The 24576-nt window shown below is 68.4% G+C and carries 21 protein-coding genes; 10 read left to right on the forward strand and 11 right to left on the reverse strand.

Annotated features, from left to right (window positions below; translation table 11 throughout):
* The first annotated feature begins 12 nt into the window (after positions 1-12).
* Entirely contained in the window at positions 13-741 is a 729-nt protein-coding gene (locus tag PSPA7_RS18665) for an MBL fold metallo-hydrolase (protein ID WP_012076443.1), read from the forward strand.
* 62 nt (positions 742-803) lie between these two features.
* Here the strand turns inward: PSPA7_RS18665 and PSPA7_RS32850 are convergent, their stop codons facing one another.
* A complete protein-coding gene (locus PSPA7_RS32850) occupies positions 804-938 on the reverse strand; it encodes a PA1414 family protein (protein WP_003087006.1) in 135 nt (44 codons plus the stop codon).
* Positions 939-1092: 154 nt separating this feature from the next.
* The gene (gene ptrR, locus PSPA7_RS18670; RefSeq protein ID WP_003156064.1) at positions 1093-1965 is read right to left on the reverse strand and encodes a putrescine utilization regulator PtrR; all 873 of its coding nucleotides are present in this window, start codon (positions 1963-1965) and stop codon (positions 1093-1095) included.
* 105 nt (positions 1966-2070) lie between these two features.
* On the opposite strand from ptrR, the gene PSPA7_RS18675 reads away from it, so the two are divergent.
* Positions 2071-3264 carry an MFS transporter gene (locus PSPA7_RS18675; RefSeq protein ID WP_012076444.1) on the forward strand — a complete coding sequence of 398 codons (1194 nt, stop codon included), beginning with the start codon at positions 2071-2073 and terminating at the stop codon, positions 3262-3264.
* Here PSPA7_RS18675 and PSPA7_RS18680 read toward each other — a convergent pair.
* The 3 genes from PSPA7_RS18680 to aphA all read right to left on the reverse strand — a co-directional run bounded on the left by PSPA7_RS18680 (position 3224) and on the right by aphA (position 6488).
* A complete protein-coding gene (locus tag PSPA7_RS18680) occupies positions 3224-4135 on the reverse strand; it encodes a DMT family transporter (protein WP_012076445.1) in 912 nt (303 codons plus the stop codon). The genes PSPA7_RS18675 and PSPA7_RS18680 overlap by 41 nt on opposite strands.
* A 210-nt stretch (positions 4136-4345) precedes the next feature.
* Complete coding sequence (locus tag PSPA7_RS18685) at positions 4346-5437, reverse strand: extracellular solute-binding protein (protein ID WP_012076446.1); 1092 nt, start codon at positions 5435-5437, stop codon at positions 4346-4348.
* 10 nt (positions 5438-5447) lie between these two features.
* The gene (aphA, locus tag PSPA7_RS18690) at positions 5448-6488 is read right to left on the reverse strand and encodes an acetylpolyamine amidohydrolase AphA (RefSeq protein ID WP_012076447.1); all 1041 of its coding nucleotides are present in this window, start codon (positions 6486-6488) and stop codon (positions 5448-5450) included.
* Positions 6489-6693: 205 nt separating this feature from the next.
* Between aphA and PSPA7_RS18695 the strand changes: the two genes are divergently transcribed.
* The 4 genes from PSPA7_RS18695 (at position 6694) to PSPA7_RS18710 (ending at position 12119) form a co-directional block, all read left to right on the forward strand.
* Positions 6694-9114, forward strand: coding sequence for a DUF3772 domain-containing protein (locus PSPA7_RS18695; RefSeq protein ID WP_012076448.1), 2421 nt, complete (start codon positions 6694-6696; stop codon positions 9112-9114).
* A 68-nt stretch (positions 9115-9182) separates the two neighbouring features.
* Positions 9183-10124, forward strand: coding sequence for a class I SAM-dependent methyltransferase (locus PSPA7_RS18700; RefSeq protein ID WP_012076449.1), 942 nt, complete (start codon positions 9183-9185; stop codon positions 10122-10124).
* A 35-nt stretch (positions 10125-10159) separates the two neighbouring features.
* On the forward strand, positions 10160-10954 hold the full coding sequence (locus PSPA7_RS18705; RefSeq protein WP_012076450.1) for a nucleotidyltransferase domain-containing protein: 795 nt from the start codon (positions 10160-10162) through the stop codon (positions 10952-10954).
* Between the two features lie 349 nt (positions 10955-11303).
* Positions 11304-12119 (forward strand): substrate-binding domain-containing protein, encoded by an 816-nt coding sequence (locus PSPA7_RS18710; RefSeq protein WP_034000244.1) that lies wholly within the window; start codon positions 11304-11306, stop codon positions 12117-12119.
* 54 nt (positions 12120-12173) lie between these two features.
* Here the strand turns inward: PSPA7_RS18710 and PSPA7_RS18715 are convergent, their stop codons facing one another.
* A complete protein-coding gene (locus PSPA7_RS18715; RefSeq protein WP_012076452.1) occupies positions 12174-14123 on the reverse strand; it encodes a DEAD/DEAH box helicase in 1950 nt (649 codons plus the stop codon).
* Positions 14124-14292: 169 nt separating this feature from the next.
* Between PSPA7_RS18715 and PSPA7_RS18720 the strand changes: the two genes are divergently transcribed.
* Positions 14293-14520 carry a hypothetical protein gene (locus tag PSPA7_RS18720; RefSeq protein ID WP_003158045.1) on the forward strand — a complete coding sequence of 76 codons (228 nt, stop codon included), beginning with the start codon at positions 14293-14295 and terminating at the stop codon, positions 14518-14520.
* Positions 14521-14574: 54 nt separating this feature from the next.
* Here the strand turns inward: PSPA7_RS18720 and PSPA7_RS18725 are convergent, their stop codons facing one another.
* Complete coding sequence (locus PSPA7_RS18725; RefSeq protein ID WP_012076453.1) at positions 14575-15207, reverse strand: TetR/AcrR family transcriptional regulator; 633 nt, start codon at positions 15205-15207, stop codon at positions 14575-14577.
* 95 nt (positions 15208-15302) lie between these two features.
* On the opposite strand from PSPA7_RS18725, the gene PSPA7_RS18730 reads away from it, so the two are divergent.
* Positions 15303-15968 carry an O-methyltransferase gene (locus PSPA7_RS18730; RefSeq protein WP_012076454.1) on the forward strand — a complete coding sequence of 222 codons (666 nt, stop codon included), beginning with the start codon at positions 15303-15305 and terminating at the stop codon, positions 15966-15968.
* 75 nt (positions 15969-16043) lie between these two features.
* Positions 16044-16451 carry an ester cyclase gene (locus PSPA7_RS18735; RefSeq protein WP_003158048.1) on the forward strand — a complete coding sequence of 136 codons (408 nt, stop codon included), beginning with the start codon at positions 16044-16046 and terminating at the stop codon, positions 16449-16451.
* A 22-nt stretch (positions 16452-16473) separates the two neighbouring features.
* Here PSPA7_RS18735 and PSPA7_RS18740 read toward each other — a convergent pair whose 3' ends face one another.
* A complete protein-coding gene (locus PSPA7_RS18740) occupies positions 16474-19761 on the reverse strand; it encodes a carboxyl transferase domain-containing protein (protein WP_012076455.1) in 3288 nt (1095 codons plus the stop codon).
* Between the two features lie 185 nt (positions 19762-19946).
* Here PSPA7_RS18740 and PSPA7_RS18745 point away from each other — a divergent pair, with 185 nt between their 5' ends.
* On the forward strand, positions 19947-20879 hold the full coding sequence (locus tag PSPA7_RS18745) for a LysR family transcriptional regulator (protein ID WP_012076456.1): 933 nt from the start codon (positions 19947-19949) through the stop codon (positions 20877-20879).
* Here PSPA7_RS18745 and PSPA7_RS18750 read toward each other — a convergent pair.
* From PSPA7_RS18750 to PSPA7_RS18760, 3 genes are all read right to left on the reverse strand, one after another.
* Positions 20876-21217: a hypothetical protein gene (locus tag PSPA7_RS18750; protein ID WP_012076457.1), complete on the reverse strand. Its 342-nt coding sequence runs from the start codon at positions 21215-21217 to the stop codon at positions 20876-20878. The genes PSPA7_RS18745 and PSPA7_RS18750 overlap by 4 nt on opposite strands.
* 243 nt (positions 21218-21460) lie before the next feature.
* Positions 21461-23698 carry a lipase family protein gene (locus PSPA7_RS18755; protein ID WP_041025373.1) on the reverse strand — a complete coding sequence of 746 codons (2238 nt, stop codon included), beginning with the start codon at positions 23696-23698 and terminating at the stop codon, positions 21461-21463.
* Complete coding sequence (locus PSPA7_RS18760; RefSeq protein ID WP_012076460.1) at positions 23695-24486, reverse strand: hypothetical protein; 792 nt, start codon at positions 24484-24486, stop codon at positions 23695-23697. The genes PSPA7_RS18755 and PSPA7_RS18760 overlap by 4 nt, the downstream gene beginning before the upstream one ends.
* Between the last annotated feature and the right edge of the window lie 90 nt (positions 24487-24576).

Raw genomic sequence — 24576 nt, forward strand, 5'->3', positions numbered from 1 at the left:
ACAGAGACCGCGATGAGAATCGTCAGCCGCGACCGCTGGTTCGAAACCCGGCACTTCTACAACGGCATCAGCCTGATCCACGAGCCCTACGTACGGCCCTTCTATCGCTGCAACATGTGGCATGTCCAGGGCCGCGAGCGCGACGTGCTGGTGGACAGCGGCTCGGGCCTGGTCAGCCTGCGCGAGCAACTGCCCTGGCTCACCGAACGACCGCTGCTGGCGGTGGCCAGCCACACCCACTTCGACCATATCGCCGGCCACCACGAATTCGCCGAGCGCCTGGCGCATCCGGCCGAGGCGGAGATCCTCGCCGCGCCGGACGGCGACAACACCCTGGCGCGCACCTATGTCGGCGACGAGATGTTCGAGGCGCATCCGGAGTGCCCGCTGTGCTACGCCGAGTACCGGGTACGAGCGGCGCCGGCGACCCGCCTGATCGACGAGGGCGACGTGCTCGATCTCGGCGACCGCGTGCTGCAGGTACTGCACACCCCCGGGCACTCGCCGGGCGGCATCAGCCTGTGGGAAGCGGCGACACAGACGCTGTTCTCCGGCGACATCGTCTACGACGGCCCGCTGGTCGAGGACGCCTATCATTCCAACCTCGACGACTATGCCGCCAGCCTCGCGCGCCTGCGCGAACTACCGGTGCGCACCGTGCATGGCGGGCACTTCGCGAGCTTTTCCGGAGAGCGCCTGCGGGACATGATCGGCGCCTGGTTCAGGAACCACGATCGATAGGCCAGAACCGGGACTCTGGCCAGCGCCGCAGGCGGCGGGGCCAGAGCGTCGGGGGAACCGGCTCAGCGACGTTGCCGCGCGGCGAGGCGCCGGCGTTGCTCGTCGTTTTCCACCGGGATGGGTTGCATGCGCGGGGGCTCGATCAGGCCGAGGGCGACACCGAGTTGCCACGCCAGGTTTTGCAGCCAGAGTTTCATGACAGGCCCCTTGTCCAAGGGAAGGAGAATCGGGCGACCTGACAAGTCAGGCCGCCCTAGGAAAGAGTAGACCGGCGTCCCACTCTCCGCACGTTCCACTCCGTCCTTGGAAACAACTTTACTGCGGGAAACCGGCCACGGACCCTGACCTGAATCAAGCCAACGCCGATTCCCGCCCCTGCAGGAGACCGATCCAGGCCTTCAGGTTGGCGCCGACCATGCCCCTGCGCCAGACCAGCCAGGTGCTCGCCCGGGCGAACGGCTCGGCCAGCGCATGCACCGCCACCGACTCCCGGCCCGGCAGGCTCTCCAGCATCGACACCGGCATCAGCGCCACCCCGCCGCCGGCCACCACGCAGGCCAGCATGCTGTGGTAGGACTCGATCTCCATCACCCGGCCCATGCCCACCCGCGCGCTGGCGAACCAGGACTCCAGCAGCAGGCGATAGGAGCAGCGCGGGCGAAAGGCGATCACCGCGCTACCAGCCACGTCCTCGGGCCCGCGCACCGGCGGATGGCCATTCTCGGTGACCAGCACCATGCGCTCCTCGAACATCGGCAGGCCCTCCAGGCCGTCGAAGTCCAGCGGGCCGTCCACCAGCACGGCGTCCAGGCGCCCGCCCAGCAGCGACTCGACCAGTTCGCCGCTGGGCGCGGTCTGCAATTGCAGGTTCACCGCCGGATAGCGCCGGTGGTATTCCGCCAGGCGCGGCGGCAGGTGGATCGCCGCGGTGCTGTACATCGAGCCGAGGGCGAAGTCGCCCACCGGCTCGCCGCCCTGGACCGCCGCGCTCGCCTCCTCCTGCAGGGCGAACAGCCGCGCGGCGTAGTCCAGCAGCACCTTGCCCGCCGGCGACAGTTGCAGGCGCTGGCGTTCGCGGAGGAACAGATCGACGCCAAGCTGTTCCTCCAGTTGCCGCAGGCGCGTCGACAGGTTCGACGGCACCCGGTGCAGGCGCTCGGCGGCGCGGGCGATGGAGCCTTCCTCGGCGACCGCCTGGAAGATCCTCAACTGGCCGAACTCCACGATAAATTCTCCAAAACAGAACAAGTAATTCTCGATTATTCAGTTTTACAGAATCCACGCAAGACCTAACCTGCTGCCACTCATCCCCCCGGCAGGAATCCGTACATGTCCCGTCATTTTCTTCGTTCGCCGCTGGTCGGCCTGCTCGCCTGCCTGCTGGCGCTGGTGGTCGCCATGGGGGTCGGGCGCTTCTCCCTGACCCCGCAACTGCCGCACCTGATCCGCGAAGGCCAGCTCGACCTGACCGGCGCCGGCCTGCTGGCCGCCGCCAATTACCTCGGCTACCTGGTCGGCGCGCTGGACGCGCTGTTCGCCCGCGAAGCGCGGCAGGCGCGCCTGCGCCTGCTGGTCGGGCTCTGGGCCTGCTTCGGCCTGACCCTGGCCTCGGTCTGGGCCGAGGGCTTCTGGCCGCACGCGCTGCTGCGCTTCGGCCTCGGCGTGGCCAGCGCCTGGGTGCTGGTCATGGTCACCGCCCTCAGCCAGCGCCTCGCCGCGGAAAGCGGCCGGGCCCGGCTGGGCGCACTGGTGTTCGCCGGCCCCGGCATCGGAGTGATGGTCACCGGCCTGCTGGCGGCATTGGGCAACGCCCTGGGGCAGGACTCGGTATTCATCTGGAAGCTCTTCGCCGACCTCGCGTTGGTCCTGGTCCTCATGCTCCTGCCGCTGCTGCCGCGCCCGGCCGCACGCAACGCCGGCCACGACGCGCCCGCCACGGCAAGCGAGAACGCCGGCCTCGGCCGCCTGACCTGGGCCTACGGGCTGGTCGGCCTCGGCTACATCATTCCCGCCACCTTTCTCTCGCAGATGGCCGCCACGCGCTTCCATGGGCAATGGCAGGCCGACCTGTTCTGGCCCTGCTTCGGCCTGGCCTCGGCCACCGGGGTAGTGCTGATCAGCCTGCGCCGGCAGCGCCCGGACGGGACCCGCCGCTGGCTGGTCGGCGCGCTCTGGCTACAGGCCGTCGGCGTGCTCGCCTGCCTGCTGCCGGGGATCGGCGGACTGGCCCTCGGGGTAGTGCTGACCGGCCTGCCGTTCCTCGCCGGCATGCAGTTGGTGATGCAATACGCTCGCGAACTGGCGCCGCATACGCCGCAGCGCAACGCTGGCCAACTGACCACCGGTTTCGCCCTCGGCCAGTTGCTCGGCCCGCTGCTGGCGGCGCTCAGCACGCATTTCGCCGGCGGCCTGCAACCGGCGCTGGCGCTCGCCGGGCTCGGCCTGGTCCTGGCCGGCCTGCTGTTGCGCCGGCCGCACTCGCTCAGCGTCGCAGCAGGCGTCGCAGCCACTGCTCGCCGCTGACCAGGGTGATGCCGGCGAGGACCAGCGCCGCGCCGGCGACGAAGTTCAGGCTCAGCGGCTCGCCCAGCAGCAGTACGCCGAAGGTGACGCCGAACAGGGGCGTCATGAAGGAGAAGATCGCCAGGTTGTTCGCCAGGTAGCGACGCAGCAGCCAGAACCAGCAGAAGTAGCTGGCGAACGACACCACCACGCCCTGGAACAGCACGCTGGCGGTGCTCACCGGAGTCCAGCGGACCTCGCCGAACTGGCCGCTGAACAGGGCGATCAGCAGCAACCCGGCGCAGGCCACGAACAACTGGTAGAACAGCGTCAGGCTCGGCGGCGCCTCGGACAGCCGGGTGCCGCGCACCGCCACCGTGGTCGCTCCCCAGGACATCCCGGCGAGCAGGCCGAAAGCGTCGCCGAGCAGCATCCGCCCATCCATCTCCGCCCACGACAGGCCGCCGCCGAAGGCCACCGCGATGCCGCCGAAGCACACCGCCACGCCCAGCCATTGCAAGGGCCGCAGGCGTTCGCTGGGAAGCAGGAAGTGCAGCCCGAGGGCGGAGAAGATCGGCGCGGTATAGAGGAACACCGACATGTGCGAAGCCGTGGTGTATTGCAGGCCGAGGGCGATGAACAGGAACTCCAGGGCGAACAGCGTGCCGGTCAGCAGACCGGCGCCCAGTGTGCCCTGGCGCAGCCCCTCCCAGCCGCCGCGCCAGCACATCAGCAGGCCGACCAGGACGGCGGCGATGCCGGAACGGATGGCCGCCTGCATCACCGGCGCGATGTCCGTCGCCGCCCACTTGATGGTCACCTGCTGGATGCCCCAGATCACGCAGAGCAACAGCATCGTCTGGAAGGCGAAGGCATCGGCGGACTTGCGCATGGCGGACTCACAGGCAGGCATGGAAGGAAGCGGCCACCAGCGGCGACCGTCGGGCAGCGCCATTATGGACAAGCCGGCGCGTCCGGTCGAAGCCTGGAAGCGACCTCCAGCGGGCCGTGGGCGGCGGTTCCGGCCTGGTGGCCTGGCCTGCGGGACGCGACGGCCGGCGCCTGGGGCGCTAGCCGTCCTGCGAACCCGCCATCTGGCCGCTCACTTGCCGGTCTTGATCTTGCTCCAGGTCCGCGTGCGCAGCCGCTCCAGCTTCGGCGGCAGCATTTCCACCGTATACAGCCTGGCCTGCACTTCTTCCGGCGGGTAGACGTTCGGATTGTCGCGCAACTCCGCCGAGATCAAACCGTCCGCCGCCTTGTTCGGGTTGGCGTAGGCCACGTAGTCGGAGATCGGCGCCACCACCTCCGGGCGCAGCAGGTAGTCGAGGAAGGCGTGCGCCTGCTCGACGTTCTTCGCATCGCGCGGGATCGCCAGCACGTCGAACCAGGCCGCGGCGCCCTCCTTCGGGATGCGGTACTCGATGCGTATGCCGTTCTTCGCTTCCCTGGCCCGGTTGGCCGCCTGCATCGCTCCGCCGGACCAGGCGATGGCCACGCAGACGTTGCCGTTGGCCAGGTCGCTGACGAACTTCGAGGAACTGAAGTAGGTGATGTACGGGCGCAGCTTCGCCAGGTGCTCCTCGGCTCGGCGGTAGTCTTCCGGCTGGTGGCTGTTGGGCGACAGGCCGAGATAGTGCAGCACCTCGGGGATCACCTCGGTGGGCGAGTCGAGGAAGGCCACGCCGCACTGTTGCAGCTTTGCCAGGTTCTCCGGCTTGAACACCAGGTCCCAGGAATCCAGCGGCGCATCGTCGCCGAGCACCGCGCGGACCTTGTCGAGGTTGTAGGCGATGCCGTTGGTGCCCCACATGTAGGGCATCACGTAGCGGTTGCCGGGGTCCTTGCCGGCAAGCACCTTGAGCAGTGCCGGGTTGAGGTTCTTCCAGTTCGGCAGCTTGCTCTTGTCGAGCGGCTGGAACACCTCGGCCTTCAGGTAGTTGGGCAGGAAGCTGTCGCTGGGCACCACCAGGTCGTAGCCGGAGTGCCCGGACAGCAGCTTGGCCTCGAGCACCTCGTTACTGTCGTAGACATCGTACTTCGGCGCGATGCCGGTCTGCGCCTGGAAGTTCTTCAGGGTGTCCGGGGCGATGTAGTCGAACCAGTTGTAGATCCGTACTTCCGGCGCGGCCTGGACCAGCCCGGCGGAAGCGGCCAGCACGAGGCCGGCCAGCAGCTTGCGAGTCGATTGCATGCTTCGCTCCTCAGCGGGCCGCGCCTTCATAGCCCTGTAGCACGTTGACCGCGTTGACGCCGATGGCTTCCACCGCATAGCCACCCTCCATGATGAACAGGGTCGGCAGGCCCAGCCGGGCGATGCGCTCGCCCATCCGCAGGTAGTCCGGCGAGTCCAGCTTGAACTGGGAGATCGGGTCTTCCTTGTAGGTGTCCACGCCAAGGGAAATCACCAGGGCATCCGGGGCGTAGCCGGCGATCCGCACGCTGGCATCGTCGAGCGCCGCCGACCAGAGGTCCCAGCCGCTGCCATGGGCCAGCGGATAATTGTGGTTGCAACCCTCCCCGGCGCCTTCGCCGCGCTCGTCGGCATAGCCGAGGAAGTACGGGTATTCGACCCGTGGATCGCCATGGATCGAGACGAACAGCACGTCGTCGCGGCGGTAGAAGATGTCCTGGGTGCCGTTGCCATGGTGATAGTCGACATCGAGGATCGCCACGCGCCGGGCGCCCTGGTCGAGGAACGCCTGGGTGGCGATGGCGGCATTGTTGAGGAAGCAGTAGCCGCCCATGAAGTCGCCACCGGCGTGATGGCCCGGCGGACGGCAGAGGGCGAAGGCACTGCGGGCGCCCTGGCGCATATGCTCCTGGGCGGTCAGCGCGACCTGGGCGGAGCTGTAGATGGCCTGCCAGGTGCCGGCGGTGATCGGCGCCTCGGTGTCGAAGCTGTAGTGGCCCAGCTCGCCCATCAGCGCCGTCGGGATCGGCCCGTCGCGGCGCAGGCGGCGACCGGGGAAGGTAGTGGACACCAGGTCGCCGCTGTGGCCTTCGGCGGTCCAGCGGGCCCAGGCGCCCTGGAGGAAGTCCAGGTAGGCGGCGTCATGGATGCGCAGCAGCGGCTCGCGGCCGAAATCCTTCGGCGCGATCACCTCGCCAAGGTTCTGCGACTTCACCCGGGCCAGCACGGTATCGGCCCGGCTGGGCATTTCGAAACAGGGTTGCAGCTTGCCGTCGACCAGTTCCGACTGGCCGAAGTGCAGACGATGATCGTCGCTGTAGACGCTCAGCATGGAGAAGACCTCACGGGTTTCTTGTTCTTGGTGGGGGGATTCTGCCCAGCCTGCGACACCGGCAAAACGGTGGCGGCGGCCAAAAAGGGATTGATATGGCCAGAATTGCTGTCCCTTTAGCCCCGCCTGGCGATCGTCCCGGGAATTACTCGGCGCCCGCGCCGGTCCATACTCGTTGAGCCAGACAGAGCGGAAGGGGGATTCGATGCGGCGAGCCAGCCTGTTCACGTTTTTCTGCCAGACCATGATGGCGCTCGGCCTGAGCCTGCTCCTGGGCGCCGCCTGGGCCGCGGAGCCGGTCGCGCGAACCGGCGCCGACCTCGAGGCGCCGCCGGCCCTGGCCGAAGATGCCAGCCTCGATCAGCTTGCCGCGCAGCTGGACCTGATCCGCCAGAGCGTTACCGCCAATGCCAGCGACGACCTCCTCGCCGAGCTGCGCCAGAGCGCGCTGCAGGTCCAGCGCCAGGCCGACGCCCTGCTCGCCCTGCGGGTCGCCGACCTGGAGCGACTCGACGACCAGTTGAAAGTGATCGGCCCGCCCCAGCCCGACGAGGCGGAAAGCCTCGCCGCCCAGCGCCAGGCCCTGACCCGGCAGAAGAACGCCCTGCTCGACGACGAACGCCAGGCCACCCAGCTCGGCCAGTCCTCCCGCGACCTGGCGGCGCAGATCGTCAACCTGCGCCGCAGCCTGTTCAATTCACAGATCAGCAGCCGCGCGGCGACGCCGTTCAGCCCGAGCTTCTGGTCGACCCTGATCCGTCCCACCGACGACGACCTGCGCCGGCTGGACAAGCTGAAGGCGGAGGCCCTGGTCGCCTTCGACAGCGCCATCGCACCCGGACACCGCTGGGCCTTCGCCGGAACCCTGCTGGCCACCGTGCTGGTCTGGAGTTTCGGCCGCCGCCTGCTGGAGCGCATGCTTACCTGGGCGATGATCCGCTGGCTGCCGGAAGGCCGTCTGCGGCGCAGCGCCCTGGCCCTGGCGGTAGGGTTGGCGACCATCCTGACCATCGTCGGCGCGGTGTCGCTGATGCGCTGGGGCCTGGAAAGCAACGCCAGCCTGAGCCCCGACATGGCCAGCCTGACCGATCAACTGGTCAGCCTGGCGACCTTCTGCGCCTTCATCGCCGGCCTCGGCCGCGCCCTGCTGATGCTGCCGCGACCGTCCTGGCGACTGCCGGCGATCCCGGACCGGATCGCCAGCGCCCTCGGCCCGTTCCCGGCGATCCTCGCGGTGGCACTGATGCTGGTGGCCACCGAGGAGCGGATCAACAGCGTCACCGGCACCAGCCTGGCCCTGACCGTCGCTCTCAACGGCCTGACCGCGCTGGTCACCGCGCTGATCTTCGCCGCCGCCCTGCTGCGCTACCATCAGGTACGGCGCAAGCACGAACTGGAGCGTCCGGGCGGGATCGCCGGACTGATCCCCTTCGTCGCCTCGGTGTGGATCGCGGCGATTCTTCTCGCCCTGTTCACCGGCTATCTGTCGCTGGCCTACTTCCTCACCGTCAAGCTGCTCTGGATCAGCGTGATCGCGGCCACCACCTACCTGCTGATCGCCTTCTTCGGCGACATCTGCGAAACCCTGCTCTCGCCCAAGCACCCCAGCGGCCTGGCGCTGGCCAATGCGCTCGGCCTGTCGCCACGCCACCAGGCCCAGGCCAGCACGGTGCTTGCCGGGGTCGGCCGCACCCTGCTGCTGCTCACCGCGCTGCTGCTGGCCTTCCTTCCGGCCGGCTCGAGCCCCAGCGAGCTGCTACAGGGCTTCGCCCAGCTGGGCGAAAGCGGCAAGACCCTGGGCAACCTGAACATCGTCCCGCAGGACATCCTGGTCGCCCTGCTGCTGTTCGTCGGCGGCCTGTTCGCCCTGCGCATCGTCAAGCGCTGGCTGAGCGAGCGGCTGCTGCCGGAAACCAACATGGACGCCGGCATGCGCGCCTCGCTGGTGACCCTGGTCGGCTACCTCGGCTTCGTGCTCCTGGCGATGCTGGTGATGTCCGCCCTGCGCATCAACCTGACCAGCCTGACCTGGGTGGTCAGCGCCCTCTCGGTGGGCATCGGCTTCGGCCTGCAGGCCATCGTGCAGAACTTCATCTCCGGCCTGATCCTGCTCACCGAGCGGCCGGTGAAGGTCGGCGACTGGGTCAGCCTGGGCGGGGTCGAGGGCGATATCCGGCGGATCAACGTGCGCGCCACCGAGATCCAGATGGGCGACCGCTCCACGGTGATCGTGCCGAACTCGCAGTTCATCTCGCAGACCGTGCGCAACGTGACCATGGGCAACGCCCTCGGGGTGGTCGGGGTGAACCTGACCCTGCCGCTGGACACCGACGCGATGAAGGTTCGCGAGTTGCTCCTGCAGGCCTTCGCCGAACACCCGGCGATCCTCGACGCGCCGGCGCCCTCGGTGATGTTCAAGGATCTCGCCAGCAACGGCCTGGTGCTCAACGCCAGCGGCTTCGTCAACAGCCCGCGTTCGGTGGCCGGCGCGCGCAGCGACCTGCTCTTCACCATTCTCGACCGCTTGCGCACCGAAGGCATCGCGCTGTCCTCGCCGCAGAGCCTGTTGATGATCCAGGATGGCGGCCCGGCCAGCGCCGCGCCGGCGCCCGAGCCATCCACCTGAACGACGGTGGCGGACTGCCGGTCGCGCAACGGGTAGAATCCGCCCCTTTTCGCACACCCCGAACCGCCATGAACCGCGAAGCCCTCGATATCCTTCTCCAGCACCTGCTCGCCGCGCTGTCCCCGGCGCCTGCGGAAACCCGCCGCCTGTTCCACGGCCGCGGCCGTTGCTGGCCAGGCCTGGAGCAACTGACCGTGGACTGGCTGCAGGATGTCCTGCTGGTCACCCTGTTCAAGGAACCACCGGCCGAGGAGCTCGACGCCCTGCGCCGCACGCTCGCGGCGCTGGTCGCCGCCCCGGCCTGGGCCTCGAGCCAGGGCCGGCGCCTGGTCCTGCAGCACCGCTACCGCCCCGACAGCGCTTGCGAGTGGCTGCTCGGCGAGCCTCTGGAAACCTGGGACATCGTCGAGAACGGCCTGCGCTTCCGCCTCGACCTGGGACGCAACCAGAACACCGGGCTGTTCCTCGACATGCGCCTGGGCCGCCGCTGGGTGCAGGAGCAGGCCGCCGGCCGCCGCGTGCTCAACCTGTTCGCCTACACCTGCGGCTTCTCGGTGGCGGCCGTTGCCGGCGGCGCCAGCCAGGTGGTCAACCTGGACATGGCCCGCGGCCCGCTCAGCCGCGGCCGCGACAATCACCGCCTGAACGGCCACGACCTCGGCCGGGTGAGTTTCCTCGGTCACGAACTGTTCAAGTCCTGGGGCAAGCTGCGCAAGCTCGGCCCGTACGATCTGGTGATCGTCGATCCGCCGAGCTTCCAGAAAGGCAGCTTCGTCCTCACCCAGGACTACCGCAGGATCCTCCGCCGCCTGCCGGAACTGCTGGTGCCCGGCGGCACCCTGCTGGCCTGTATCAACGACCCGGCCATCGGCCCCGACTTCCTCCTCGAGGAAACCGCCCGCGAGGCGCCGTCGCTGCACTTCGTCGAACGCCTGGAGAATCCGCCGGAATTCCCCGATGTCGACCCCGCGGCGGGCCTCAAGGCGCTGCTGTTCCGCAACGCAGGCTGATCGACGCGCGGGCGGCGCGCCGCTAGGCTGTCGGCATGGACATGCCCGATGGATTCATCCCCCTGCCGCCCCGCGTCGAACCGCAGGCGGTCTTTCGCCCCCTGCTCGACGACCTGCGCCGGACCCTGGCCCGACCTCCGTTCGAGCGGGCCTTGCACAGCGTCTACCTGTACGGCAGCGTCGCCCGCGGCGAGGCCATCGCGGGGCGCTCCGACCTCGACCTGACCCTGGTCCTGCGCGACCGGCCCAGCTCCGAACTGGCCGCGCAACTGGAAACCGCGCGCCTGACACTGCAGGCGCGCCACCCGGAAGTCAGCAAGATCGATTTCGACATCGGCCACCTGGCCGAGGCTCGCGATCCGGCCAACCGCCACAGCTGGGGCTACTGGCTCAAGCATCGCTGTCGCTGCCTGTGGGGCGAGGACCTGGCGGCCGGACTGGCGCCTTCGCGTCCCTCGAAGGCCATCGCCCTGGCCCTCAACGGCGACTACGCGCAAGTGCTGGAGGACTACGCGGGACGCCTGGACGCCTCGCGCCCGGCCGAGGAGAGCCGACGCCTGCAACGGGAAGCGGCGAAGAAGCTGATCCGTTCCAGCGACGTTCTCCGCGGGGAAACGGAAACCGCCTGGCCGGAAACCCTGGAGCACTACCTGGCGCTGTTCCACGCGCGCCACCCCGAACAGGCGCCGGCCCTGGAATATTTCAAGGCTGTGCTGGACGGCCAGGCCGCCGACCCGGCGGAGTTCGCCGAGCGCCTGCGCGCGTTCGGCGCCTGGATGCAGGATCAGGAGCGGACGCCGCCTCCGGCCGGTAGAGCAGCTCCCGGATAACCATGGCGAACCGTCCGGCCCTTTCACGGAGGAAAGAAGGCTTGTCCGTCTGCGCCCCGGCAGGAGTCGCGGCTCGGTCCGTAGGCGGATAACGCCACGGCGTTATCCGCCGATACCCGTACAGCGACTACAGAAACGTCCTCCCCCAGCCAGCCACCGGTAGCCCGCGGAAAACACAGCGCTGTCGCTGCCGCAGCGGACTCGCCGGCCCCGGGCTTCCTACATCCGGAGCGACCTGCCGCCGTCGCCGCGACAACCATTGCTTAACAAGCCGGCGGTGCCGCGCGAGGATCCGGAGCTTACCCGTCCCAGCCGGAGCCAACCGATGCGCCTAGCCGCCCCGTTCCTCATGTCCCTCCAGCAATCCGCCACGACGACCATCCTCGCCGCCCTCTGCATCGCCCTGTCGGCACTGGCCGGCAGCCCACCGGCGGCAGCCGCGGAACTGCGGGTAATCACCTCGGGCGGTTTCAGCGCCGCCTACCGGCAACTGGCGCCGCGCTTCAGCGAGAAGACCGGCGATACGCTGCACAGCGCATACGGCCCATCGATGGGCCACACACCCCAGGCCATTCCGCAACGCCTGGAAGCCGGGGAAAAGGCCGATGCGCTGATCATGGTCGGCTACGCCCTCGACGAACTGATCCGCCAGGGCAAGGTGCGCGCCGACTCGCGGGTCGAGCTGGCCGACTCGCGCATCGGCCTGGTGGTGCGCAGCGGCGCGGCGCGACCACCGATCGGCAACGTCGCGCAATTGCGCCAGGCGCTCCTCGCCGCCCGCTCGGTGGCCTACTCCGACAGTGCCAGCGGCCGCTACGTGCAGGAGCGGTTGTTCAAGCGCCTGGGTATCGAACGGCAGATGCGTGACAAGGCAAGGATGATTCCGCGGATCCCGGTCGCCGAAGTGGTCGCCGACGGGCAATACGAACTGGGTCTGCAACAGGTCGCCGAACTGCTGCCGGTGCCGGGCGTCGATTTCGTCGGCCGCCTGCCCGAGGCGGTGCAGTCGGTGACCCGCTTCGCCGCCGGCATTCCGGTGAACGCCGAGCATCCACGGCAAGCCCGTGCCCTGCTGCGCTATCTGGCCTCGCCCGAGGCGCAGGCGATGGTTCGCGCCAGTGGCCTGGACTCCCTCGCGCAATCGGCGCCGGCGGGTGACCGCTGACCGCCAGACGGCGGAGTGACGGCCAACGCCTGCGGCGGTATCCGCCGGCCGCCCTCAGCGCCGCGCCAGCAAGGCCGTGGCGCCCTGCGCCTTGCGCGTGTACCAGAACACCCGGCTGACCCCACGGGTGATCGCCACGTAGGCCAGGCGCAGGCTTTCGTCCGCCATGGCCTGGTCGTAGCTGTTGCGGAAGAAGCCCGAGGCCGCATACAGCGCGTTGCGCAACGGATGCTTCTCGCCCGGCAGGCAATCGTCGACGATGATCGCCACCTCGGCCTGCAGCCCCTTGGCGCGGTGGATGGTCATGCCCTTCACCGGCAGCGCGCGGTCCAGCTCGGCCAGGATCGCCTGCAGCGGCTCGTTGCGCCGACTGAGCAGCAGCACCGCGGTGCGTTCGTTGCTGTTGCGGCTGGCGGCGTATTCGCACTGGCCGCGGACTTCCGCCAGCAGCTTCGGCAGTTGCGCGCGCAGGTCGAAGCGCTGCACCAGCTTCACCCCATGGTCGCCTGGCTGGATCGCGCGGAACGCGCGACAGGTCTTGTCCTGCTTGAAGCGCACCCCGGCCAGCACCGCCTCGCCGTCGCGAATGATCGGCTCCACCGAACGGTAGTTGGTTTCCAGCACCAGCAGCGCGCTCTTGCGGCCCCGCCCGCGCGAAGGGAAATGCCGGTCGAAGTCGATGAACAGCTCCGGCGAGCTGCCGCGCCAGCCATAGATCGATTGCCAGTCGTCGCCGATGGCCATCAGGCTCGGAGGCGTGCCCCGGGTCGCCAGGCACCGATGCAAGGCCTGCAGCCAGAGGACGATCTGCGGCGAGACGTCCTGGAATTCATCGATCAGCAGGTGGCCGAACGGCGCCAGCGCCGCGTCCGGCAAGCTGCCGGCGGCCAGTCGCTCGCCGAGTTGCTGGAAGGCGGCGTCGAAGGTCATCAGGCCCTGTTCGCGCAACAGCGCCTGGAAGCTCGCCCAGAACAGCGCCAGGGCCTCGACGAAGATCTTCTCGCGGACGCCGCACTCCAGTCCGCCACTGTCCAGCCGGTCGATGCGCAGGCCAAGGCTTTCGGCGAAACCGGCCTGGGCGTGGAAGGCCTCGTACAGCGGCAGCGCCTGGAACTCGCCGGCCAGCCTGAACGGCTCCAGCGGCGCCTTCGGCGGCCGCCGGCGCGCGCCCTCCTCCACCTCCGCCGGCGGCGGCAGGTCGAGCAGCTTGTGGGTCTTGGCGCGAAACGCCGGGCTGTCCGCGTAGCACCGCTGGTAGGCCTGCTTCAGCAGGCGCTGCTGGGCGGGGCGCAGGCGTCCGGCGGTGAGCGGGTTGTCCGGTTCGGCGGCCGGGTCGCGGTCGTCGAGTTGCTCGAACCAGCGCGGATTGCCCAGCACCTCGCGGGCCAGGCTGCCCAGCGCCGAGTGGAAGGTCCGCACGCACTGGCGCGCCTGGGCCGCGTCGAACGGGTACTCCCAATGGGCGAGGACCCGCAGTAGCTGTTCGCGCAACTGCGCGCAGGAGGCATTGGTGAAGGAGATCACCGTCAGCCGCTGCGGCTCCACGCCCAGGTGGCAGAGCATGAACACCACCCGCAGGACCAGGGTGGTCGACTTGCCCGAGCCGGCGCCGGCGAAGATCCGCGCCAGCGGCTGGCGGCAGAGGATCATCGCCCACTGCTCCTCCGAGGGCGGGCTCACCACGCCGAGCAGCGCCGCCTGTGCCACCTGCTCGCGCATCGCGCGCTCCTGGGCCTCGTCGATCTTCAGCGCGGCGGCTGGATAGATACCCTGCGGCGCGCTCCGCGCGGCAGCGACAGGCTTGCGCGGCGCCGCCCGCTTCGCGGCCTTGCCGGCAACCTTGGCCGGAGCCTTCGCGGCTTTCTTCTTCGGCCGCCCCCTGGGCGATCCGAACAAGGCCTCGCGGGCCTCGCGTTCGGCCTGCAGGTAGGCGGTGGTACGCGGGAAGCAACGCGCCAGGGCGCTGGAGAGCAACGACTTGTAGCGCCGTACGGCAGACAGCATCAGGACCTATCCGGACAAGGCATGTGGCTGAATAATAAGTGTTTTCCGCTGCCCGCCGACAGTCGTGCGCAGACCGCCCATCGCACCGGGGCAACCCTTGCGCCAGGCCACCGGTCTACCCTTCGGGCCTCGACGGCCTGTCAACTCAGCGAAAACAAGGAGCCTTCCAATGAGCGATTGGGCCATCACCTACAGCAAGGACGAAGCCACCGAGCGCCAAGTCCTGCCCTTCACCCACAAGCCGAGCCCCGAAGAGGTCGCCGAGCACCTGCTGGAGTGGGCCGAGGCCAACCTCAAGCCGGGCCACTACAGCACCGGCAAGCTGGAAAGCGACGAACCGGCCGAATTGCTGCTGCGTCGCTTCGGCATCGTCGTCACCGGCATCGCCGAAGCCTGATCCCTCCCGCGACCGGCAGGCGCCGGTCGCCCCAACGCCTCCCACCGTCCGCCGTCACGCCTTCGCCAGGCCCTCGAGATAGGCGCAGAGCATATCGGCCAGGGCCTGGCTGTAATGATCGATCTCCACCGCGTCGCGCGGCTGTTCGGAAAACTGCTTGCCCACCGCGCTCAGGGTAGTGGTGATCAGTTCCCCGGCGAGATGGTGCCGCTCCTCCGCGAGCGCCGGCAGGGCCTCGCGCAGGAACGCCTGGATCACCCGCGCGCCCTCGGCCTTCACCGCGCGCGCCTCATCGGCGTCGCGGTACAGCGGTGCGGCGTCATTGAGCGCCACGCGGATCGCCGCTTCCTCGCACTCCGAGACGACGAACGCCCGCACCAGCCGACGCAGGCGCTCCAGCGGCGGGCGGGTGGCATCCTCCAGGATGTCCGCGAGCAGCCGGGTGGTGCGCCGCCATTCATCGCTCTGCAGGCGGAACAGGATCGCCGCCTTGTTCGGGAAGTACTGGTACAGCGAGCCGATGCTGACCCCGGCCCGCTCCGCCACCCGCGCGGTGGTGAAACGCTGCGCGCCCTCGCTGGCGAGAACCTGAACAGCAGCCTCCAGGATGCTCGCCACCAGCTCGCTGGAACGGGCCTGGCGCGGTTGCTTGCGCGAGGAAATACGCGGGTTTCGGCTGGCGCTCATGGACAGCTCCGGAAATGCGAATAGCGGAATGCGACGAATCCATCGCATTCTAGATCCGCGCACTCATACGCTCAAACCCACATCCGGAGCAGCCCATGAATACCCTCACCAGCCCCCCGCTCGCCGAACTCCTGCAACGCCTGTTCGCCGAGGCCGAAGCCACCCGCCCAGGCGACAGCCCCGCCCTCGCCGACCTGGCGGACGGCGAACTGGACCGCCTCATGCGCAGCAAGACCGAGTACCGCGAATTCTACGGACGCCTCAGGGACCTGGCGCTGCCCGTCTCGCGGGAAACCGGCAGCCTGCTCTACATGCTGGCGCGCAGCAGCTCGGCGCGGCACATCGTCGAATTCGGCACCTCCTTCGGGCTGTCCACCCTGCATCTCGCCGCAGCTCTGCGCGACAACGGCGGCGGCCACCTGATCACCAGCGAATTCGAGCCGTCCAAGGTGCAGCGGGCGCGGCGGAACCTGGCCGCCGGTGGCCTGCAGGACCTGGTGGAACTGCGCGAGGGAGACGCCCTGCAGACCCTCGCCAGCGACCTGCCGGCAAGCATCGACCTGGTCCTGCTCGACGGTGCCAAGGCACTCTACCCGGAGATCCTCGCCCTGCTGGAAAACCGCCTGCGCCCCGGCGCGCTGGTGATCGCCGACAACGCCGAGCACAGTCCCGAGTACCTGGCGCATGTCCGCTCGCCCGCCAACGGCTACCTGTCCATCCCCTTCGCCGAGGATGTCGAGCTGTCCATGCGCCTGGGCTGAAGCCTCGACTGACGCCGCCTCGCGGGTTTGCTAGGGTCTGGCTCATGTCGCCCGGACACCTCGAAGGAGCCCCGCATGACCCGTGACCGACTCGCCGAGCGCTACCGCGCCTACATCGACTGTCTGAACCGCCAGGACTGGGCGCGTCTGGGCGACTTCGTCCATGACCGGGTGCGCTACAACGACGTGCAGATCGGACTCGACGGCTACCTGCGGATGCTCGAAGGCGACTTCCTGGCGATCCCCGACCTGCGCTTCGAAATCGAGCGCCTGCTCGCCGACCCACCAGCCCTCGCCTGCCGCCTGCGCTTCGACTGCACGCCCGGCGGCCAGCTGTTCGGCATCCCGGTCAATGGCCAGCGGGTGCGCTTCGCCGAGAACGTCTTCTATGAATTCGAAGGTGGCCGCATCGCCGGCGTCTGGTCGGTGATAGACAAGGCGGCGATCGCCGCTCAGGTGCGGATGGCATCGCCGCCGCCCTAGGCGCCAGGCATGGCCTGCCGGCCTACCAGGTATCCACGAAGCGCCGCTTGCTCCCCGCCCGTGGTGCCGGCGTACCGGCGGCGGCCAGGCCGCGCAGGAGCCAGGCGCGGGTTTCCGCCGGGTCGATCACCGCGTCGATCTCCAGGTAGCTGGCCATGTTCAGCGCCTTGCCGTTGCGGTAGGCCTTGTCCACCATGTCGCGGAACAGGGCCTCGCGCCGCTCGGGATCGGCCTCGGCCGCCAGTTCCTTGGCGAAGCCCAGGCGTACCGCGCCTTCCAGGCCCATCGCGCCGAACTCGCCGCTGGGCCAGGCGACGGTGAACAGCGGCGAGTGGAAGCTGCCCGCCGCCATCGCCTGGGCGCCGAGTCCGTAGCCCTTGCGCAGGACCACGGTGAAAAACGGCACCGTCAGGCTCGCGGCGGCGACGAACATGCGCGAGACATGGCGCACCGTGGCCTGTTTCTCCGCCTCCGGGCCGACCATGAAGCCCGGGGTGTCGCAGAGCGAGACCATCGGCAGATCGAAGGCGTCGCACAACTGCATGAAGCGCGCGGCCTTGTCGCCGGCCGCCGCGTCGATGGCGCCGCCCAGGTGGCCGGGGTCGTTGGCGATCAGGCCGAACGGCCGGCCCTCGATGCGCACCAGCGCGGTGACCAGGCCGGGAGCGAACTGGCGGCGCAACTCCAGCACGCTGTCCTGGTCGGCCAGGGCGTCGATCAGTTGGCGGATGTCGTAGACCCGCAGGCGGTTCTCCGGGACCAGGTGGCGCAGCTCGCGCTGGTCGGCGCAGCGCCAGTCGCCGACGGCGCCCTGGAAATAACCGAGGTAGCGTCTGGCCACCGCGACCGCCTCGGCTTCGTCCGCCACCAGCACGTCGATCACCCCGTTGGGTCCCTGCACGCTGGCCGGACCCACTTCCTCGGCGCTGAAGCGACCGAGCCCGCCCCCCTCGATCATCGCCGGACCGGCCATGCCGATGGTCGCGTCGCGGGTCGCGATGATCACATCGCAGCAACCCAGCAGCGCGGCGTTGCCGGCGAAGCAGCGGCCGGACACCACCCCCAGCAGCGGTACCAGGCCGGAGAGCCGGGCCATGCCGACGAAGGTATGGCAATCGAGCCCGGCGACGCCGACGAAGTCGCTATCGCCGGGACGCCCGCCGCCGCCTTCGGCGAACAGCACCAGAGGCAGCCGCCACTGCTCGGCCAGACCGAGCAGGCGGTCGGTCTTCTTGTGGTTCATCACCCCCTGGGTGCCGGCGAACACCGTGTAGTCGTAGGCCAGCACCAGGCAGCGCGCGGCCTGTGCGCCAAAGCGGGCGGCGCCCACGCTGCCGGTGCCGGCCACCAGGCCATCGGCGGGGCTGAGTTCCAGCAGTTCTTCCGTGGAGCGCCGACGACGCTGGGCGGCCAGGGCGAAGCCACCGTATTCGCTGAAGCTGCCCTCATCCAGCAGGTCGAGCACGTTCTCCCGCGCGGTGCGCTGGCCGCTCCGGCGCCGCCGCGCCACCGCCTGCGGGCGGCGGGCATCGCCCAATGCGGCCTGGCGATCCAGCACTTCGGCGAGGTCGGCGCGGATATGCGCCAGGTCCGGCGCCTGTTCGACCTGCGCCAGTGCCTCGTCGCCGTCCAGCGGTTCCAGGAACAGCAGCGGCCGGCCCTCTTCCAGGGCGTCTCCGAGGCGCGCGGCGAGCGAGCGGACGATGCCGCCGCGAGCGGCCTTGACCTCGAATTCCATCTTCATCGCTTCCAGCAGCGCGACGCGCTGGCCGGGCCGCAGTCGCTCGCCCTCGGCCACCTCCAGGGCGACCAGCACGCCAGCGCTCGGCGCCGCCAGCGTCAGGCAGCCCGGCGGCGCCTGCTCCTCGCGCGACGACGCCGCTGCCGTTGGCACCGGCTCGGCATGCCGGGACGGATGCTCGCCGGGCCGGGGTGCCAGCAGCGCCTCCAGCTGGCTCTCGACGAAACGGGTGCCGACCCGGTTGGCCTGTACCGCTGGATGCAACAGGAGATTGCGCAACAGGTCCAGGTTGCTCGCCACGCCCTCCAGGCGGAACTCGCAGAGCGCCCGGTAGGCCCGGCGCAACGCGGCGGGATAATCCGCGCCACGCACGATCAGCTTGGCCAGCAGCGAGTCGTAGCCGGGGTTGACGCGATAGCCGGCGTAACCGTAGCCGTCCACCCGCAGACCGGGGCCGCTGGGCGGTTCGTAAGCGTCGAGGGTACCGGTGGCCGGGCGCGTGCTGCCGTCGGCGGCCAGGGTCTCCAGGTTGATCCGCAGCTGTATCGCGCAACCGCTGGGCGCCGCTGGCTGCGCCAGGCCCAGGCTGGCCAGGTCGGCGCCGGCGGCGAGGCGCAGTTGGGCGTGCAGCAGGTCGACCCCGGTGACCTCCTCGGTGACGGTGTGCTCCACCTGGATGCGCGGGTTGGCCTCCATGAAGTAGAACCGTCCCGGCCGCTCTTCATCGACCAGGAACTCGAAGGTGCCGATGCCCTGGTAGCGCACCGCCCCGGCCATGCGCAGGGCGCAGTCGATCAGCGCCCTGCGGGTGGCCTCCGGGAGGTCCGGGCCGGGCGCGATCTCCAGCAGCTTCTGCTGGCGCCGCTGCAGACTGCAGTCGCGCTCCCAGAGATGGCTGACCGCGCCGCTGCCGTCGCCAAGGACCTGCACCTCGATATGTCGCGCCCGCGCCACCAACTGCTCGACGTACAACTCGTCGCGGCCGAACGCCGCCTGCGCCTCGGCGCGGCAGCGCCGGTAGGCCTCGGCCAGTTGCGCGACGTCGTCCACCGCGCATATGCCGCGCCCGCCGCCGCCGGCCAGGGCCTTGAGCATCACCGCGGCGCCGGCGCCCAGGTCGCGCAGGAACGCTTCGGCCTCCTCCAGGCCGACCGCGCGGTTGAGTCCGGCCACCAGCGGCACTTCCAGGCGCTCGGCCAGGGCGCGCGCGGCGGCCTTGTCGCCGAACAGGTCGAGCACCTCGGCTTGCGGCCCGACGAAGCGAATGCCGGCGCGCTGGCAACGGCGGGCGAACTCGGCGTTCTCGGCGAGAAAGCCATAGCCCGGATGGATCGCGTCGCACGCCTGCTCCCGGGCCACGGCGATCAGCCGCTCCATGTCCAGGTAGGCCGGCGCCCCGCTGCCACCCAGCGGCACCGCGACATCGGCCTGGCGCAGGTGCAGGGAGGCCGCGTCGTCCTCGGCGTACACCGCCACCGAGCGGATGCCCAGGTCGGCACAGGCGCGGGCGATGCGGATGGCGATCTCGCCACGGTTGGCGATCAGCAGGGCATTGAAGGGAGCGGTCACGGCGGCTTCTCCGATTGGCGTTCGGTCATCCGGCGGGCCTCGCGCCGGTCGTCGCAAGCATCTTAGGCAGGCGCCGGGAGCGGCAGAACTGATGCTTATTCATCGATATCCATGAAACCAATGCATGGTTTCGCCAGCGCCACCGCCTGCTAGGCTGGCGGAAATCCCCGTGCCCGGGCGGAACCATGAATCAGCCACATGAATGGCCACCCCTCAGCCGCCTCGATCTGAACCTGTTCCGGGTCTTCGAAGTGGTCTATCGCGAGCGCAACCTGACCCGCGCGGCAGCGCTCCTGCATCTCAGCCAGTCGGCCGTCAGCCACGCCCTGGCGCGCCTGCGCGAACAGCTCGGCGACCCACTGTTCGTCCGCCAGGGCCGCGGCGTGGCGCCGACGCCGCTGGCCGAGCGCCTGGCGCCGGGCATCCGCGACGCCCTCGCCGGCCTACAGCGCAGCGTCGCTCGCTGCCAGTCGTTCGACCCGCGGCACGACGCCCGCACCTTCCTCCTGAACATGCCGGAGCAGTTGGAACCGCTGGTGCTGCCGGACTTCCTCGGCCACCTGCGGCAGGTCGCGCCACAGGTCGAGGTGCGCTGCAGCAGCCTGCACTGGGCGGAACTGAAGACGGAACTGGAGGCCGGCCGCATCGACGCCGCCGTCGAGGTCGCCCGCCCGACCGATGCCGCGCTGCGCCGCCAGCCGCTGCTGGAGGACCGCCTGTGGGTGATGGCCGGCCCGGAGTTCGCCGGCGAGCTGAGCGCGGAACGCTACCTGGCGGCCGCGCACGTGGCGGTCACTTCGCGACGGCGCGGGATCTGCATCGAGGACCTCGCCCTCGGCCAGCTCGGCCTCACCCGCAAAGTGCGCCAGCGCTGCCAGCACTACCTGTCGGCGGCGCTGCTGGTCGCCCAGGGCGGCTACCTGCTGACCCTCACCCGGCGCTACGCCGAACTGCTCAACCGCGGCCTGGGCAATCGCCTGTTGCCGATGCCGCTGGCCTTGCCAGCGGTGGCGCTGAACCTCTACTGGTCGCGCCAGGCCGACGCCGAGCCCGGTGGCCGCTGGCTGCGCGGCGAACTGATGGAACTGGCCGCCCGCGCCGCGCGAGCGGCTGACTAGGGCTTCGCCGCCTTGTCGCGCGCCGCCCTCAGCCATTGCCCGGCCTGCGCCGAACATTCCATGACGTAGGTCGTATCGATCGCGCAGCGTTCGCCGGTGGCCTTGAGCAGATAGGCGGCGTCCGCCACCTCGTAGTCGGAATGCCGGCGCGGCGTCCCGTTCTCCTGGGACTCGCGCTCGTCCTCGCGGATAGCGCAGTACAGCGCGTTGCTGCGGGCGAACAGCTCGAGGCACTCGGCGTCCTTGCCCAGCAATGGGTTGGCGCTTCGCTCGTCGGGGTCGGAGCAGCCGCCGAGCAACAGGCAGGCGCAGGCAATCATGGTCATCGGGCGTCGCATGGATTGCTTTTCCTTGGCCAATGGAGGCCCCATTAGAACAGCCCTTGCGCCGCCACGCACCCGCTCCGCCCGCATGGCCGCCCCACGGCGGCGGCCTGCCAGCTGTGCCGCCTGTGGTTCGCGTAAGGTGACAGGCTCAGAGGGAGCAATGGCTTGGCGCGAAGCGGGACCCGCCTCCCGACAATAAACCTGGGAGGCAGAGCGAATAGAGAAGCCCACCGGCAAGGCGTGCCTTGCTCCACACTATCCAGACGCATCGATATCCAGATCGAACACCGCTCCAGGGACATGGCCGCCTACCAGAGCGGCGATCGCGCGCTCATTGCTGTCGGCATCCGGCGGGGCCATCGCGAGTTGTTCATGCGAGCGATTGAACGAGTGCGCCAGCCAGCGCTCCAGGCTCACCGCCAGCGCCTCGGGCCGATCGGCAACCCGGCCGTAGACCTTGGTCTCGCTGACACGCTCGACGCTCAATGCTTTCAGTCGCACAGCGGTCTGTTGCAACCTGCCGATTTCAGCGCGCAATGGCCCCATTATCTGTTGTTCCCTGGCAGAACCGTAGGCCGCCGCCTCCTTTTCCCGCAACTGCGCCTTGAAGTCCTGCAGCGCTTCCCCGACCCGCTCATACTCGGTCGGGGTCACCACGGTGCGGCCTTCCTCCAAGGCCTCTTGTGCACGGCGCAGGGAAGCCCAGCAATGCGGGATGTAGCTGGCGACCATCTTGTGATCGGCATTATCCAGCATCTGCCGCAGCAGCCCGCCCCGCTCCGGCAAGCCATTCCTTGCAGCCAGTGCCTTGGCGCAGACCGCCGCGCCGCCGCGCTCGGTAATGCTTTCGCAGCCGGGCGTCCACAGGATCGCGGACTTGTGCCCATCGGCAAACGACACGGGCATGAAATGACGCAGTTTGCCGTGGTGCGTGTAAGGCTCGCCGACGATGTTGACGGGACTCAGGAGCACCACCGCCCCTCCGATGGCGGGGTTGAAGAGCATCAGCAGGACGCCCGCCCCCGACATGCGCCAAGACGTTTTCATCCAGGCCGCCGGGACACTGGGCACCGGATCGTTCTGGTTGACCATGCGGTGATGTACCAGAGGCCTGGCGTTTTCCACGAAGGTCTTGTCGCCTACGCGCGGGCTGCCATAGGTGTAGAGCACGATGTCATATTTTTCTGGTTGTTGCCGCAACATCTCGGCGACCAGCAAAGCCACCGCACCACCAAGGCTATGGCCGGTGATCACCAGCTTCTGCCCGCTGTAGAACTTATCCAGGTAGGTTGCAAAGAACTTGATGGCCACCTTGGCCGACTCGTAAAAGCCGTTGTGTACCTTGCCGCTGGTTTCCTCGAACGGCGTCTGCGCAGCATCCACATCGCGCAGAACGTCAGCCATACTCGCGGTGCCGCGTACCACCAGCAGCATCAGCTCATCGTTGTGGGTGACATATGCTTGCGTATCGGTACCCCCTCGTTTTTTGGCATCGTCCAGGTAATGGAGCCTGGCCGGATGTTCCTGATCCGCCCCGAGTTCGGGGCTGTTCACTTCGGGGTAGAGCTCGGGGTCGAACGGTACGACCTCCAGGCGCCTGGAGTAGGCCACTTCTTCATACAGGGGGTAGTAAGCCTTCCCGCCGGCCTGAGTTGCGTCCACTTGCCACAGCTCATCGGACCTGGCCAGGGCATCGCCGAACCAGTTGCCAACGCTGGGTTGCGCCGGAAAGCTCACGCTGTCGGTTTCCACCGGTTGCGTATCGGGTTCCTGGCCAAACGGGCTATAGCTCAGGGTCGACATCAGCGCCAACTGGTACAGGTTGAGGTAGCAGAACGCTTCGCCCGTGGACAGGAGTGGACTCAGCGCCCGCAAGGGGCGCACCTCCAGCACATGGTGCCGGTTCGGCAACAGCGCGATACCGCGAACCCGGGGAGGCCTGGGGCCGAATCCCAACTCCGCCATGGCGGCCGAGGGACGGCGCATCAGCGCATGCACCTGGTGCCGGGGCGGAAAGTACCGGAGCGCCAGGGGCGGAAGATGGGCCCGGTGCTCCACCAGTTCGCTCACCTCGACCTGGCAGAAAGAATCGGCCTGGCCTTGGGCGGGGTTGGACCGGGTGCGGGCGCCGTCAGGGTTGACAAAGCGGGTCTTCTCGGCACGCACTTGCAGTTCAGTGATGGGGAGCGGGTAATGTGGCCTCTTTTGTAAAAACGTGTAGCTCTTCTCACTCCCTTGATAGGCTTGAGCGAGCTTGAGAACGACCGGCCCGCAATAGTGCCGATTGATTCGGCCTGTCCCTGTTTCGTCCAGAACACCAAGGTAGACAACCTCCTCAGAATCGCTGACTTCATAGGCCAGACCGGCATAGGGGCTGCCATCCCCCCGCTCATCCACCAATTGAAAGCTGGTCGAGTGAGTGCGACGCGGGCAGGCATGGATACGTTCACTGAAGAATGGCTTTTCCCACTCCTCCATCGGCCCAGGGGTCATGGGGACACCGCCTTGTTTTCCGTACAACCGGGATAGAGGGTGCAGTTGCGTCCATCCGGCATTCTGAAGGTGCTGAAGTCCTTGTAGTTTCCATAGCAAAACGCGTATTGATCTTCAAAATTGTCACCCAAGCAGCGTTTCCACCCTCCAGGTACCTTGACCCACGTGTCGCCGATAGCTGGCAGCTCTTCGTCAGCCAGCTTGATCCTCAACTTCACCGTCTTGCCGGGCAGTTGATCCAGGGTATAGGCCACGAAAGGTTTCGCTTTGCGCCGTACACCCGTCTCATCCATCCTTTTGCAATCGAGGAGCTTTCTCAGAACACGGGTCTTCCCGGCTGTACGAAACAGCCACTGGCATTGCCCGGCAAACTCGCTTTCCCCGGCCGCATTGAAAGTGCCTTTTTTCACCTCGACCAGCTTGTCTCGTACGACGATCAGGGCCGAGTCACGCCCGAAATCCCTCCAACTCTTGCCATACCAGCCATAGATATAGAAATCGATGCTCTGCAGTACCAAAGGGCAGCCACTGACCGTACGGCGTAACAATATCTTCGAATCCCGTTCATATTTTTCCCGACCCGAGTTATAGCCAATCTGGGTATCCTTCCCCCCCGGCACCGTGCAGGTTTCACCTTTGGCCGGCACATAAGTTGCCGTGGCTTCGTAAGTGAACTCAGGCGGCAGATCCGCCGTAACGGTAAAACTGTTGGACTTGCCCAAGGCAGTGCAGCCCTGGGCCAGCGCAAGGCAACTGGCAAGGGTCATGTTTTTAAGGGTGCGGTTCATATGGAGGCGTCTCCTTGCCAATAACTGCAGTCTTGGACGTTATTCGTCCACGGGTTGAAAGTTGCTGGAGCGCGAGCGCAGTGGGCAGGT

The sequence above is a fragment of the Pseudomonas paraeruginosa PA7 genome, assembly GCF_000017205.1.
Taxonomy (GTDB): Bacteria; Pseudomonadota; Gammaproteobacteria; order Pseudomonadales; family Pseudomonadaceae; genus Pseudomonas; species Pseudomonas paraeruginosa.

Coding starts and splice junctions, on each gene's coding strand:
- PSPA7_RS18705 (WP_012076450.1), top strand. CDS start 10,160: ATGGACATGCCCGATGGATTCATCCCCCTGCCGCCCCGCGTCGAACCG.
- PSPA7_RS18675 (WP_012076444.1), top strand. CDS start 2,071: ATGTCCCGTCATTTTCTTCGTTCGCCGCTGGTCGGCCTGCTCGCCTGC.
- PSPA7_RS18720 (WP_003158045.1), top strand. CDS start 14,293: ATGAGCGATTGGGCCATCACCTACAGCAAGGACGAAGCCACCGAGCGC.
- PSPA7_RS18730 (WP_012076454.1), top strand. CDS start 15,303: ATGAATACCCTCACCAGCCCCCCGCTCGCCGAACTCCTGCAACGCCTG.
- PSPA7_RS18710 (WP_034000244.1), top strand. CDS start 11,304: ATGTCCCTCCAGCAATCCGCCACGACGACCATCCTCGCCGCCCTCTGC.
- PSPA7_RS18680 (WP_012076445.1), bottom strand. CDS start 4,135: ATGCGCAAGTCCGCCGATGCCTTCGCCTTCCAGACGATGCTGTTGCTC.
- PSPA7_RS18725 (WP_012076453.1), bottom strand. CDS start 15,207: ATGAGCGCCAGCCGAAACCCGCGTATTTCCTCGCGCAAGCAACCGCGC.
- PSPA7_RS18695 (WP_012076448.1), top strand. CDS start 6,694: ATGCGGCGAGCCAGCCTGTTCACGTTTTTCTGCCAGACCATGATGGCG.
- PSPA7_RS18735 (WP_003158048.1), top strand. CDS start 16,044: ATGACCCGTGACCGACTCGCCGAGCGCTACCGCGCCTACATCGACTGT.
- aphA (WP_012076447.1), bottom strand. CDS start 6,488: ATGCTGAGCGTCTACAGCGACGATCATCGTCTGCACTTCGGCCAGTCG.
- PSPA7_RS18665 (WP_012076443.1), top strand. CDS start 13: ATGAGAATCGTCAGCCGCGACCGCTGGTTCGAAACCCGGCACTTCTAC.
- PSPA7_RS18760 (WP_012076460.1), bottom strand. CDS start 24,486: ATGAACCGCACCCTTAAAAACATGACCCTTGCCAGTTGCCTTGCGCTG.
- PSPA7_RS18685 (WP_012076446.1), bottom strand. CDS start 5,437: ATGCAATCGACTCGCAAGCTGCTGGCCGGCCTCGTGCTGGCCGCTTCC.
- PSPA7_RS18755 (WP_041025373.1), bottom strand. CDS start 23,698: ATGACCCCTGGGCCGATGGAGGAGTGGGAAAAGCCATTCTTCAGTGAA.
- PSPA7_RS18715 (WP_012076452.1), bottom strand. CDS start 14,123: ATGCTGTCTGCCGTACGGCGCTACAAGTCGTTGCTCTCCAGCGCCCTG.
- PSPA7_RS18745 (WP_012076456.1), top strand. CDS start 19,947: ATGAATCAGCCACATGAATGGCCACCCCTCAGCCGCCTCGATCTGAAC.
- PSPA7_RS18700 (WP_012076449.1), top strand. CDS start 9,183: ATGAACCGCGAAGCCCTCGATATCCTTCTCCAGCACCTGCTCGCCGCG.
- PSPA7_RS32850 (WP_003087006.1), bottom strand. CDS start 938: ATGAAACTCTGGCTGCAAAACCTGGCGTGGCAACTCGGTGTCGCCCTC.
- PSPA7_RS18750 (WP_012076457.1), bottom strand. CDS start 21,217: ATGCGACGCCCGATGACCATGATTGCCTGCGCCTGCCTGTTGCTCGGC.